This window comes from Blastococcus sp. URHD0036 (assembly GCF_000701365.1).
GTDB lineage: Bacteria > Actinomycetota > Actinomycetes > Mycobacteriales > Geodermatophilaceae > Trujillonella.
Genome location: NZ_JNIK01000014.1, coordinates 233980 through 245804 on the forward strand (window position 1 = coordinate 233980; position 11825 = coordinate 245804).

Here is an 11825-nt window from a genome sequence, read left to right on the forward strand (position 1 = left end):
GTGGTCATGCTCAGACCCGCTTCCTGTCGTAGTCGGCCCGCTTGCCGGTGCCGTAGCGGCGCAGCGCCCCGTCGGGGCCGGCGGCGTTGGGCCGCTGGAAGATCCAGTTCTGCCAGGCGGTGAGCCGGCCGAAGACCTTGGTCTCCGGGGTCTCCCGGCCGGCGAAGCGCAGGTTGGCCTCCATGCCGGTCAGCGCGTCGGGGGAGAAGCTGGCCCGCTCCTCGATGGCGAGGCGGACCTCGTCGTCCCAGTCGATGTCGTCCGGTGCCGCGGTGACCAGGCCGAGGGCGTCGGCGTCGGCGGCGAGCAGATCGCGCCCGGCCGCCGCCTCGGCGGCGGCGAGCTCCTGGGCGCTGCCGAGGAAGCGGACCTGCAGCCGGGTCAGGTCGTTGCCCATGGGCAGCAGGCCGGTGGTGAAGGCGTTCAGCCGGATCACCGCGGGGGGCAACGGGCGCTCGTCGTCCTCGAACTGCCCGTCGAGCATGTACTGCCGGTCCGCGGCGAGGGCGATCTCGGCCAGGGCGCCGACGAAGCAGCTGCCCGGCTCGATCAGCGCGAAGAGGCTGCGGGACGTCGTGTCGAGCCGCTTCACGGTCCGCTTGTAGAAGCCGATCAGCTCGTCGACCAGCCAGTGCCCGCGGGCGCCGAGCAGGAACTCGTCGGAGGCCGCGGCGGTCGCCGGGTCGCCCTCGGTGCGCAGCAGCCACGTGCCGATCGACTGCTCGTTGCTGCGCAGGTGCAGGATCGCGTCGTCCAGCTGGCGGGTCATCGCGAGGAACCAGCCCCGGTCGCCCTGGGCCTGCAGTTCCTCGACCGACGCGGGGACGGCGGACGGGCCGAGCACCGTGACGGTGGCCGTGCCGGAGTCGCGGTCGAGGACGACGCGCACGTGCTCGTAGCCGAAGCCGTCGTCGGTGGTCTCGCGGCGCAGCGGGGTCAGCGCGATGCCCTGCGCGCCGGCGCCGGGCCGGGTGGAGCCGGCGGCGAGCTCCGCGGCGCGGCGGGCCACCTCGGCGTCGAAGTCGCGGGCCTTGACGACGGCGTCGACCAGCCGCCACTGCACCGCCTTCTCGCCGCGGACGCCCTCGGCGGTGGTGGAGAAGACGTCGGCCAGGTCGCGCCGGACGCCGCGCTTGTCGACCACGCGGGTCAGGCCGCCGGTGCCGGGCAGCACGCCCAGCAGCGGGACCTCGGGGAGCGAGACGGCCGAGGAGTTGTCGTCGACCAGCACGATCTGCTCGCAGGCCAGCGCCAGCTCGTAGCCGCCGCCGGCCGCGGTGCCGTTGACCGCGGCGAGGAACGGCAGCCCGGAGGAGCGGGACGCGTCCTCGATGCCGTTGCGGGTCTCGTTGGTGAACTTGCAGAAGTTCACCTTCCAGCTGTGCGGGGAGGCGGCGAGCATCCTGATGTTCGCGCCGGCGCAGAACATCCGCTCCTTGCCGCTGGTCACCACGACGGCCTTGACCTCGGGGTGCTCGAAGCGCAGCCGCTGGACCGCGTCGTGCAGCTCGATGTCGACGCCGAGGTCGTAGCTGTTCATCTTCAGCTCGTAGCCGGGGACCAGGCCGCCGTCCTCGTCCACGTCGAGCGTGAGCGTGGCGATCTCGCCGTCGACCGACAGCCGCCAGTGCCGGTACTGCTCGGGCGAGGTGACGAACGAGACCTCGACGGTCGCGGCCGGCTCGGCGACCGGGGCGGGGGCCTCCGGAGTCGGCCGGCGGTCGTCCAGCGTGGTCACGGCGCCTCCCAGGGGACGGGGCCGGCGAGGGGGGATCCCCGGCGGCCGCGTGTCCCCATCGTGACGTGCTACAGAGCGATGTGCAACCAGCAGAGCTTCTGTAGCGGAGGCGCGCCGTGGTCCGTCACCTGCCGTTCGAGCTGCGCGTCCGTCCGTCACCGCGGTCCGGACCGCTGTCCGGATTGTGGGACGGATCACGCATGGGCCGTGAGGGCGGTCGGGGACCGCGCGGGCCCTCCGGCAGGATGGCGCCGGACGCGGCGGAGGGAGGGCCATGCCCTGGGCGCGCTTCGACGACCTCCGCACCGGCACCGCACTGGCCTTCGACGACGTCGAGCAGGAGCTGGTCGCCGTCCGCCCCGAGGAGGTGCCGGCCGTCCTCGACGAGGTCGACCGGCTGACCTCGGCCGGCCGCTGGGCGTTCGGCTTCGTGGCCTACGAGGCAGCCGCGGGCCTGGACCCGGACCTGGCCGTGCACGAGCCGGTGCCCGGGCTCCCGCTCGCCTGGTTCGGGATCTCGTCGGCGCCGGCACGGGTCGGGGTCGTGACGCCGAACGACGTCCGCGACCACGCCGTCGGCCCCTGGTCCTGTGCGTGGGACGCGCCGCGCCACCGCGACGCCGTCGAGCGCGTGCGGGAGCACATCGCCGCCGGCGAGACCTACCAGTGCAACCTGACCACGCGCGTCACCGCGCCGGCGGCCGGGGACCTGCGGCAGCTGTACGCGGACCTGGCCCTGGGCCAGCGCGGCGCCCACAACGCCTACCTGGACCTCGGGCGCTTCGTGGTCGCGAGCGCCAGCCCCGAGCTCTTCGTCGAGTGGACCGGGGACCTGCTGCGGATGCGGCCGATGAAGGGCACCGCCGCGCGGGGACGGACGCCGGAGGAGGACGCTGCGGCGGTCGGCGCGCTCCTGGCCAGCGCCAAGGAGCGGGCCGAGAACGTCATGATCGTCGACCTGGTGCGCAACGACCTGGCCCGGATCGCCCGCACCGGCAGCGTCACGGTGACCGGGCTGTGCCGGCCGGAGCGCTTCGAGACGGTCCACCAGCTCACCTCGGAGGTCACCGCCGAGGTGCTGCCGGGCACCGGGCTGACCGACGTCTTCCGTGCGCTGTTCCCCTCCGGGTCGGTCACCGGGGCGCCGAAGGTCGCCTCGATGCAGCTGCTCCGCGAGCTCGAGGACGGCCCGCGCGGCGTCTACTGCGGCGCGGTGGGGGTGGTGGCCCCGCCCGGCGCGCCCGTCCGGGCCCGGTTCGCCGTCGCGATCCGCACCGTCCTGGTCGACCGCGAGACCGGCACGGCCACCTACGGCACCGGCGGGGGCATCACCTGGGGGTCCGAGCCCGCGGCGGAGTACGCGGAACTGCTGGCCAAGGCGCGGGTGCTCGACGCCCGGCCCGAGGACTTCGCCCTCCTCGAGACCATGCGGCACGAGGCCGGGCGCGGGGTCCGGTCCCTCGACGCGCACCTGGACCGGATGGCCGGCTCGGCCGCCTGGTTCGGGTTCCCGTTCGACGGTGCCGCCGCGCGCGCGGCGCTGGCCGGCCGGCTGACCGGCGCGGGGGACGCCCGGGTCCGGCTGCTGTGCGCCCGGGACGGACGCCTGACCGTCGAGGTCGGGCCGCTGCCCGGCGCCGTCGCCGGCCCGCTCCGGCTGCACGTCGACGACGACCCGGTCGACTCCCGCGAGGTCTGGCCGCACCACAAGACGACGCTCCGCGCGCCCTACGAGCTGCGGCGGGCCCGGCACCCGGAGGCCGACGAGGTGGTGCTGGTCAACGAGCGGGGTGAGGTCACCGAGGCCTGCACGGCCAACCTCGCCGTCCGCCTCGACGGCCGCTGGTGGACGCCGCCGCTCGGGGACGGCTGCCTCCCGGGCGTCGAGCGGGCCCGGCTGGTCCGGGCGGGGGTCCTCGCCGAGCGCGTGCTGCGGCCGGCGGACCTCGTGCAGGCCGGGGAGTTGGCGCTGGTCAACTCGCTCCGCGGCTGGCGCCCGGCCGTGCTGGGCGCGGCGCCGGGCTGACGCGGTGCCGGATGCCACGATGGGCGCCGTGGAGCCAGGGGACGGGCCGGTCGTCACGCGCCGCCAGGAGCTCGGCGCGGCCAGTGCGCGCAGCCTGCTGCTCACGGTGCTCGGCGAGTTCGTGCTGCCGTCCGGCCGTCCGGTGTGGACGGCGACCCTGCTGGAGCTGCTCGGCGACCTCGACGTCGCCGAGAAGGCGGCCCGCCAGGCGATCATGCGGACGGCGGACTCCGGCTGGATCGCCTCCTCCCGGGTCGGGCGGGAGACGCGCTGGTCGCTGACGGCCGCCGGCACCCGCCTGCTGCGCGAGGGCCGCGACCGGATCTACGGCTTCGCCCGGGACGAACGGCAGTGGCACGGGCGCTGGCTGGTGGCCCTCGTCGGCGTCCCGGAGAACAACCGGGCCCTCCGGCAGCGGCTGCGCACCCAACTGGGCTGGGCGGGGCTCGGCTCGCCGGCGCCGGGGACGTGGGTGACGCCCTGGACCGGCCGCGAGCCCGAGGTGCGCGAGGCGCTGGCCGACCTCGCGCTCCTGGCCGGCAGCTGGACCTTCGTCGCCGACGCCGGCCGGGTGGGCGACGAGCGGTCGCTGGCCCGCGCGGCCTGGGACCTCGACGACATCGAGGGCCGGTACGAGGACTTCCTCGAACTGGTTGGCCGGCGCCGGCCGCGGACCGACCGGCAGGCGCTGGTCGCCCAGGTTCGGCTGGTCCAGGAGTGGCGCCGCTTCCCGTTGCTGGACCCGGGCCTGCCGCGGGAGCTGCTGCCGCCCCGGTGGAGCGGCAACCGGGCCGCGGAGGTCTTCCGGGAGCGGCACGCCGCCTGGGCCGCCCGGGCCGAGGCGGCCTGGTCGGAGCTGGCCCGCGACTGACCGCGGCCGGCGACTCAGGCGGGGACCGGGTGCTCGGCCAGCCAGGCCCGTCCGGCGTCGGTGATGACGCGGACGTCCTTCTCCGCCTGCAGCAGCGGGGGGTCCGACCGGTAGAGGCGGGCCACGAGCCGGTTGTCCGGGGCCAGCCGGCGGGCGATCTGGTGCGCCTCGAGCTTGTGCAGCCGCCCGTCGGGGGCCTGCGCGAACCGCTGCAGCAGCGCGGCCTGCGCCGCCTCCGGGTCCCGCCGCGGACCCGGGGCCGCGGCGGCCGGCTCCTCGTCCAGCAGCGCGGTCATCGCCCGGGAGAACGTCTGGACCAGGTCGCGGATGCGGTCCTCGCGCGACGGGGGGTCGGCGTCGCCGCCGGCGCCCTGCCAGGTGCGCTGCGGATGCCGGCGCAGGTACTCCTGCTCGAGCTCGAGCATCCGCTCGGTGTGCGTGCGGAACTGGTCGGCGGTGCCGTGCAGGAAGACCCAGTGCCGCATGGCGTGGGCGTGCACCCCCTGGCGCTCCAGCTCCTCGTCGGACAGGTCGCGGGCGGGCACGCCGGGGCGGTCGCTCATGACGCTCCTCTCGGGGCGGGCGGGTGTGATCGGGGTCTCATCGTGCTGCCGGCCGGCGCTGCTGTCACGCGTTCCGGGTGGCAGGGTGGGGCCGACGCAGCGGGGAGCGGAGGGGTCGATGAGCCGTCGGGAGTGGTGGGTGGACGCCGAGCGGGCCCTGGGGACCGCGCTGGGCCGGCTGGTCCCGCACGAGTACCCCGGCCCCTCGCTGCTGCCGGGCTGGTCGCGGGCGCACGTGCTGGGGCACCTCGCCGGCAACGCCGACGGGCTGACCAACCTGCTCGAGTGGGCGCGCACCGGCGTGGAGACCCCGATGTACGCCTCCGCGCAGGCGCGGAACGCGGAGATCGAGCGCCGCGCCGCGCTGCCCCCGGAGGAGCTCGACGCCGAGGTGCTGGCGGCCACCCGGCGGCTGGCGGAGGCGGTGGCCGGGCTGCCGGACCGGGCCTGGGACGCCGAGGTCCGCACCTTCCCCGGTCGCACGGTACCGGCGAGCGAGGTGCTGTGGATGCGGACCGTCGAGGCCCGGGTGCACGCGGTCGACCTCGACGCCGGGGTGGGCTTCGCCGACGTGCCCGGCGACGTGCTCGCCGCGCTGGTCGACCAGGTCTTCGGGACCTGGGCGCGCAAGGACACCGTCCCGGCCCTCACGGTCTTCGCCGGCGACGGGGAGTGGGGCAGCGGCGAGCCCGCCGTCGCCGGGTCGCTCCCGGACGTCGTCGCCTGGCTCACCGGCCGGACGGCGGGGGAGGGGCTGCGGTCCGACGGGCCGCTGCCGTCGCTGCCGGCCTGGACCTGAGGCCCCCGTGCTCGACGGACACGTGCTGGTGGACGCGCACGTCCACGTCCCGCTGCTCGACACCCTGGCCCCGGCGTGGGTCGACTGGGCCCGGCAGTTCGGCCGGCCCGGCATCCTCGAGGAGATCTGGCGTCCGGACGGCACGCCGGACCCGGCCGCGCTGGACCGGCACATGGCCGAGCAGGGTGTGGACGTCGCCCTGCTGTTCTGCGAGTACAGCCCCAAGGCCACCGGCTACCAGCGCTTCGACGACCTGCTGCCGCTCGTCGAGCACAACCCGCGGCGGTTCCGGCCGGTCGCCAACGTCAACCCGCACCTGCACCACCCGATCGCCGCGGAGCTCACCCGGCAGCTGGACCTCGGTGCGGCCGCGCTGAAGATCCACCCCGTCCACGGCGGGTTCCGGGCCGACGACGCGATGATGTACCCGGCCTACGCCGTGCTGGTCGAGCGCGGCGTGCCGCTGGTGGTGCACTCGGGCACGAGCACCTTCCCGGGCTCGACCAACGCCTACGCCGACCCGGTGTACCTCGACGCCGTCGTCCGCGACTTCCCCGACCTCCAGGTCGTGCTCGCCCACGGGGGGCGCGGCTGGTGGTACGACGCCGCGGCCTTCCTCGCCGTCTCCCGGCCCAACGTGTGGATCGAGCTCTCCGGTCTGCCGCCGCGGCGGCTGCCCGAGTACTACGGCCGCTTCGACCTCGCCCGGCTCGCGCGGAAGTTCATCTACGGCACCGACTGGCCCGGCGTCCCCGGCCAGGCCGCGAACGCCCGCGCGATCGCGGCCCTGGACATCCCGGCGGACGTCGTCCCGCTCGTGCTCGGGGGCAACGCGCTGCGCGTCTACCGCGGGCTCGACCCCGCGGTCTGACCGGTCACGACCGCCGCCAGCCGGTCGACCGCCCAGTCCAGCTCCTCCTCGGTGACGACCAGCGGCGGGGCGAGCCGGATCGTCGAGCCGTGGGTGTCCTTGGTGAGCACGCCGCAGGCGGCCAGCCGCCGGCAGGCCTCGGCGCCGTTCATCAGGGCGGGGTCGACGTCGACACCGGCCCACAGCCCGCGGGTGCGGACGGCGGTGACCCCGGAGCCGACGAGCTCCGACAGCCGCGCCGACAGCCGGGCGCCCAGCTCGCGCGCCCGGGCCTGGTACTCGCCGGTCTCCAGCAGCCGCACCACGGCGTGCCCGACGGCCGCGGCCAGCGGGTTGCCGCCGAAGGTGGACCCGTGGCTGCCCGGCGTCACGACGCCGAGGACGTCGCGCCGCGCCACGACCGCCGACACCGGGAGGATGCCGCCGCCCAGGGCCTTGCCGAGGACGTAGACGTCCGGCGTCACGCCCTCGAGGTCGCAGGCGAAGGTGGCCCCGGTGCGCCCCAGCCCGGACTGCACCTCGTCGGCGACGAACAGCGCGCCGGCCTCGTCGCAGGCGGCCCGCACCGCGGCGAGGTAGCCCGGCGGCGGCACCACGACCCCGGCCTCGCCCTGGACCGGCTCGAGGAGCACCGCGACCGTCTCCGGGGTGAGCGCCGCCCGCAGCGCGGCCGCGTCGCCGTAGGGGACGACGTCGAAGCCGGGGGTGAAGGGGCCGAAGCCGTCGCGCGCCACCGGGTCGGTGGAGAACCCGACGATCGTCGTCGTCCGGCCGTGGAAACCGCCCGCGGCGACCACGATCCGGGCCCGGCCGTCGGGGACGCCCTTGACCCGGTACCCCCAGCGGCGGGCGACCTTGACCGCGGTCTCCACCGCCTCCGCGCCGGTGTTCATCGGCAGCACGAGGTCCATGCCGGCCAGGGCGGCGAGGTCGCGGGCGAACGGGCCCAGCCGGTCGTTGCCGAAGGCCCGGCTGGTGAGGGTGACCCGGTCCAGCTGGTCGCGTGCGGCGGCGACCAGCGCGGGATGGCGGTGGCCGAAGTTGAGCGCCGAGTACCCGGCCAGGCAGTCCAGGTACCGGCGGCCGTCCACGTCGGTCACCCACGCGCCCTCCGCCGCGGTGACGACGACCGGCAGCGGGGAGTAGTTGTGCGCGGTGACGGCCTCGGCCAGCGCGAGGTGCTCGGCGGTGCGGGACACGGTGGTGCTCATGGCGCATGGTCGACCCCGCGGGGTCGCGCCGGAAGAGTCGTGCGTACGCAACCAAACGGTTGACAACGGCGCCGGCGCGGTCCTAGCCTCTTTCTCAACCGGTTGGTTGAGCGAAGAGGAGGTCGACATGGCGGCGGACCCGCTGTCCCGGGTGTTCGCGGCCCTGGGCGACCCCACCCGCCGGGACATGGTGGCGCGGTTGACCCTCGGTGACGCGACGGTCAACGAGCTGGCGGCCCCGTACGACATCAGCCTGCAGGCGGTCTCCAAGCACGTGCGCGTGCTCGAGGACGCCGGGCTGGTGAGCCGGAGCCGGTCGGCGCAGCGCCGGCCGGTGCACCTGGAGGCGGAGGTGTTCGACCTCATGACGAAGTGGCTCGAGCGCTACCGGCGCGCCGCCGAGGAGCGCTACCGCCGTCTCGACGACGTCCTGGCAGCCCTGCCGGACGATGCACACCCCGAGGGAGGAGCACGGCCATGAGCACCAGCACCGCGCACGAGACCCAGATCGTCGCCGACCCCGACGTCCCGATGGTCCGGATCACCCGCGAGTTCGACGCCCCGCCCGCCAAGGTCTTCCGGGCGCACACCGACCCCGAGCTGGTGAAGCTCTGGAACGGGCCTCGGGGACTGGAGATGCGGGTGGACTCCTGGGACTGCCGCACCGGCGGCTCCTACCGCTACGTGCACGCGCGGGACGGCGAGGAGTTCGCCTTCCGCGGGACCTTCCACGAGATCCGGCCCGACGAGCTGATCGTGCAGACCTTCACCTTCGAGGGCTTCTCGGACGCCGTGGCGCTGGAGAAGCTCGTGCTGGAGGAGCTGCCCGGGGGCCGCTGCCGGCTCACCGCCACCTCGCTGGTGGACAGCTTCGAGGGCCGCGACGCCTTCGTGGCCAGCGGCATGGAGGTCGGCGTCCGTGAGGGGTACGAGCGGCTGGACGCCGTCCTCGCCGGGAGCTGAGGTCAGGCCGGCCGGCGGCTGGGGAGGGTGCCCTCCTGGTGGTCCAGCTCGCGCTGGAGCGTCCGGAGGCTCTCGTCCGGCAGCCGGCCGGCGTCGCGCCAGCGCAGCAGCTCCTCGCGCTCGGCGTCGAGCACGGCCTGGCGCACGCGGAGGGCGGCCTCGTACTCCGGGGACACCGGGATCTCCCCGCCCTCGGCGAACTGCAGCACCGACAACCGCCGCTCGTAGCGGTCCAGCCGGCTGCGCAGCGCCGCCCGGAGGCCGTCGATCGCCTGGTCCTCGACGTTGCTGTGCTGCTCGCCGTCCAGCTCGTCCAGCCGCGCCAGCCCGGCGCGGACGGCGGCGGCACGGGCCTCGTTGCGCAGCCGCGCCTCGTCCGCGGCGTCCGCCCGCACGCCGAGGCGGCGGACCAGCGGCGCGAAGGTCAGGCCCTGGCCGACCAGCGTGACGAGCACCGCGACGAAGGCGCAGAAGAGCAGCAGGTCGCGGTCGGGGAACGGCTCGCCGGCGTCGGTCGTGAGCGGCAGCGTGAAGATCGCCGCCAGGCTGATCACGCCGCGGGTGCCGGCCCAGCTGAGCACCACGATCTCGCGACCCGACAGCCGCCCGGTGCGGGTGCGGCCGCCCCACGCGGTGGCCGAGGCTGCGCGCAGCGGCGGTTCGGGCTCGGGCAGGTCCTGGTCGCCCAGGCGGGCGTGCATCCAGGTCGGCAGCGACTCGGTCAGCAGCAGCCACAGCGGACGCAGCAGCAGCATGACGCCGACGGTGATCGACACCGCGATCACGACCGTCGAGGTCGCGTACTGCCCGAGGTTCTCGATCACCGACGGCAGCTGCAGGCCGATGAGGAGGAAGACGACGCCCTCGAGCAGGTAGTCGACCAGCCGCCACACCGCCCGCGTCTGCAGCCGGGTCTCGCCGGACTGCCAGTACGGCGCGTTGTGCCCGATGACCAGCCCGGCGACGACGACGGCCAGCACACCCGAGACGTGCACCTGCTCGGCCAGCAGGTACGCCACGAACGGGGTGGCCAGCGAGATCGCGTTCGACGAGAGGGGGTCCTGGCGCAACCGGCGCAGCGGCCGGATGGCGAGGGCCACGAACAGCCCGGCCGCGACCCCGCCGGCCGCGGCCAGCACGAACTGCCCGGCCGCCGACCACGTGGAGAACCCGTCGCCCTGGGCCGAGGCGACGGCGACGGCGAGGATGGTCAGCGCGGTGGCGTCGTTGAGCAGCCCCTCGCCCTGGATGAGGGTGAGCAGCCGGGGCGGCAGGCCGACCCGCCGGCCGACGGCGAGCGCCGCGACCGGGTCCGGCGGGGCCACCGCGGCACCCAGCGCGATCCCCGCGGCGAGGGTGGCGCCGGCCACGAACAGGCTGAAGCCGATGCCGATCAGCAGGGCCGTGGCGAGCACCAGCAGCACCGAGAGGCTCACCACCGTCCGCATGTTCTTGCGGATCGCCAGCAGCGAGGACTCCAGCGCCGCGCTGTAGAGCAGCGGCGGCAGCACCAGCGTAAGCACCAGATGCGGGTCGAGCTCCACGTTCGGCCCGGGCAGGAACGCGTAGGCGATGCCCAGCAGGGTGAGCAGGGCCGCGGCGGGGAGCCCGGTCCGCTCGGCCACCCGGTGGACCACGACGGTCACCGCGATCGCGCCGAGGACGAGCAGCAGAACGGTCTCGACGCTCACCGCCACATCCTGCCGGGGACGGCGGCCGCGTTCACCTCGACGCCCCGGGAGCTCACGCGGCTGCGACCGAGGTCATCGCCTCCGCGGTCAGCGCCAGCGACCGGAGCCGCGACTCGGGCGCGGGGGCCTGGAAGGCGACGATCAGCTCGTCGGCGTCGGCCCGGCGGCGGAAGGCCGTCAGCTGGTCGCGCACCTCGGCCGGGGTCCCGACGGCGGTGTGGGTCAGCATCCCGTCGACGTGGACGGCGGCCCCGCCGGCGAGCAGCAGCTCGGCCTCGTCGTCGGAGAGGTCGCGGCCGCGGCCGAACAGGCCCACCGCCAGCCGCCGGCGCACCGCGGCCAGGTCGGCGCGGGCGGCCTCGGCCGTGTCGGCGGCGACGACGTTCACGCCGGCGATCACGTACGGCCGGTCCAGCTGCTCGGACGGGCGGAACTCCGCGCGGTAGGCGGCCACCGCCGCCTCGAGCATCTGCGGCGCGAAGTGCGACGCGAAGGCGTAGGGCAGGCCCAGGGCGGCGGCCAGGGTGGCGCCGAACATCGAGGAGCCGAGGACGTAGAGGGGCACGTTCGAGCCCTTGCCGGGGATCGCGTCCACACCCGGCACCCGCGTCTGCCCGGCCAGGTAGGCCTGCAGCTCGAGCACGTCCTGCGGGAAGCGGTCGGCCGAGCTGCCGTCGCGGCGCAGCGCGTACATGGTGTTCTGGTCGCTGCCGGGGGCGCGGCCGAGCCCGAGGTCGATCCGGCCGGGGTACATCGCGTCGAGCGTGCCGAACTGCTCGGCGATGGTGAGCGGCGAGTGGTTGGGCAGCATCACGCCGCCGGCGCCGAGCCGGATCGTGCTCGTGTGCGCCCCCACGTGGCTGATCAGCACGCTGGTGGCCGAGGAGGCGATCGACGGCATGTTGTGGTGCTCGGCGTACCAGACCCGCCGGTACCCGTGCTCCTCGGCGGCCCGGGCGAGGGCGACGCTGGCCGCGATGCTCTGGCCGGCGGTCTGCCCGGGCGCGATCGGGGCGAGGTCGAGGACGGACAGCGGCAGGGACTGCTCGGACACGGTGCGGGGGCCTCTCGTCGACGGTGCTCGTCAGGGCC

Annotated in this window: 11 protein-coding genes; 6 read left to right on the forward strand and 5 right to left on the reverse strand. The window is 75.4% G+C overall.

Features of this window, described 5'->3' with window-relative positions; translation table 11 throughout:
* Window positions 1-10: 10 nt before the first annotated feature.
* Window positions 11-1738 (reverse strand): 2,3-epoxybenzoyl-CoA dihydrolase, encoded by a 1728-nt coding sequence (boxC, locus tag N555_RS0113290; protein ID WP_029431982.1) that lies wholly within the window; start codon window positions 1736-1738, stop codon window positions 11-13.
* A 274-nt stretch (window positions 1739-2012) separates the two neighbouring features.
* Between boxC and N555_RS0113295 the strand changes: the two genes are divergently transcribed.
* Both N555_RS0113295 and N555_RS0113300 read left to right on the forward strand, forming a co-directional pair.
* A complete protein-coding gene (locus N555_RS0113295; protein ID WP_034510399.1) occupies window positions 2013-3764 on the forward strand; it encodes a chorismate-binding protein in 1752 nt (583 codons plus the stop codon).
* A gap of 28 nt (window positions 3765-3792) precedes the next feature.
* Complete coding sequence (locus tag N555_RS0113300; protein WP_197029008.1) at window positions 3793-4635, forward strand: PaaX family transcriptional regulator; 843 nt, start codon at window positions 3793-3795, stop codon at window positions 4633-4635.
* A 14-nt stretch (window positions 4636-4649) separates the two neighbouring features.
* On the opposite strand, the gene N555_RS28340 is transcribed toward N555_RS0113300, so the two are convergent.
* Entirely contained in the window at window positions 4650-5198 is a 549-nt protein-coding gene (locus tag N555_RS28340) for a DUF6158 family protein (RefSeq protein ID WP_051684043.1), read from the reverse strand.
* A gap of 118 nt (window positions 5199-5316) precedes the next feature.
* On the opposite strand from N555_RS28340, the gene N555_RS0113310 reads away from it, so the two are divergent.
* A complete protein-coding gene (locus tag N555_RS0113310) occupies window positions 5317-5997 on the forward strand; it encodes a maleylpyruvate isomerase family mycothiol-dependent enzyme (protein WP_051684044.1) in 681 nt (226 codons plus the stop codon).
* Window positions 5998-6004: 7 nt separating this feature from the next.
* Window positions 6005-6868 carry an amidohydrolase family protein gene (locus N555_RS0113315; RefSeq protein WP_029431987.1) on the forward strand — a complete coding sequence of 288 codons (864 nt, stop codon included), beginning with the start codon at window positions 6005-6007 and terminating at the stop codon, window positions 6866-6868.
* Here the strand turns inward: N555_RS0113315 and rocD are convergent.
* Window positions 6841-8079 carry an ornithine--oxo-acid transaminase gene (gene rocD / locus N555_RS0113320; RefSeq protein WP_029431988.1) on the reverse strand — a complete coding sequence of 413 codons (1239 nt, stop codon included), beginning with the start codon at window positions 8077-8079 and terminating at the stop codon, window positions 6841-6843. The genes N555_RS0113315 and rocD overlap by 28 nt on opposite strands.
* A gap of 127 nt (window positions 8080-8206) precedes the next feature.
* Between rocD and N555_RS0113325 the strand changes: the two genes are divergently transcribed.
* Window positions 8207-8560 (forward strand): ArsR/SmtB family transcription factor, encoded by a 354-nt coding sequence (locus N555_RS0113325; RefSeq protein WP_034510406.1) that lies wholly within the window; start codon window positions 8207-8209, stop codon window positions 8558-8560.
* Complete coding sequence (locus N555_RS0113330; RefSeq protein ID WP_029431990.1) at window positions 8557-9042, forward strand: SRPBCC family protein; 486 nt, start codon at window positions 8557-8559, stop codon at window positions 9040-9042. The genes N555_RS0113325 and N555_RS0113330 overlap by 4 nt, the downstream gene beginning before the upstream one ends.
* Before the next feature lie 2 nt (window positions 9043-9044).
* Here N555_RS0113330 and N555_RS0113335 read toward each other — a convergent pair whose 3' ends face one another.
* Both N555_RS0113335 and N555_RS0113340 read right to left on the reverse strand, forming a co-directional pair.
* Complete coding sequence (locus N555_RS0113335; RefSeq protein ID WP_029431991.1) at window positions 9045-10733, reverse strand: Na+/H+ antiporter; 1689 nt, start codon at window positions 10731-10733, stop codon at window positions 9045-9047.
* A gap of 52 nt (window positions 10734-10785) precedes the next feature.
* Entirely contained in the window at window positions 10786-11787 is a 1002-nt protein-coding gene (locus tag N555_RS0113340; protein ID WP_029431992.1) for an LLM class flavin-dependent oxidoreductase, read from the reverse strand.
* Between the last annotated feature and the right edge of the window lie 38 nt (window positions 11788-11825).

Excerpts from the sequence above, each read along its gene's own strand:
- N555_RS0113295 (WP_034510399.1), top strand. The coding sequence starts at position 2,013 with ATGCCCTGGGCGCGCTTCGACGACCTCCGCACCGGCACCGCACTGGCC.
- N555_RS28340 (WP_051684043.1), bottom strand. The coding sequence starts at position 5,198 with ATGAGCGACCGCCCCGGCGTGCCCGCCCGCGACCTGTCCGACGAGGAG.
- N555_RS0113310 (WP_051684044.1), top strand. The coding sequence starts at position 5,317 with ATGAGCCGTCGGGAGTGGTGGGTGGACGCCGAGCGGGCCCTGGGGACC.
- rocD (WP_029431988.1), bottom strand. The coding sequence starts at position 8,079 with ATGAGCACCACCGTGTCCCGCACCGCCGAGCACCTCGCGCTGGCCGAG.
- N555_RS0113325 (WP_034510406.1), top strand. The coding sequence starts at position 8,207 with ATGGCGGCGGACCCGCTGTCCCGGGTGTTCGCGGCCCTGGGCGACCCC.
- N555_RS0113330 (WP_029431990.1), top strand. The coding sequence starts at position 8,557 with ATGAGCACCAGCACCGCGCACGAGACCCAGATCGTCGCCGACCCCGAC.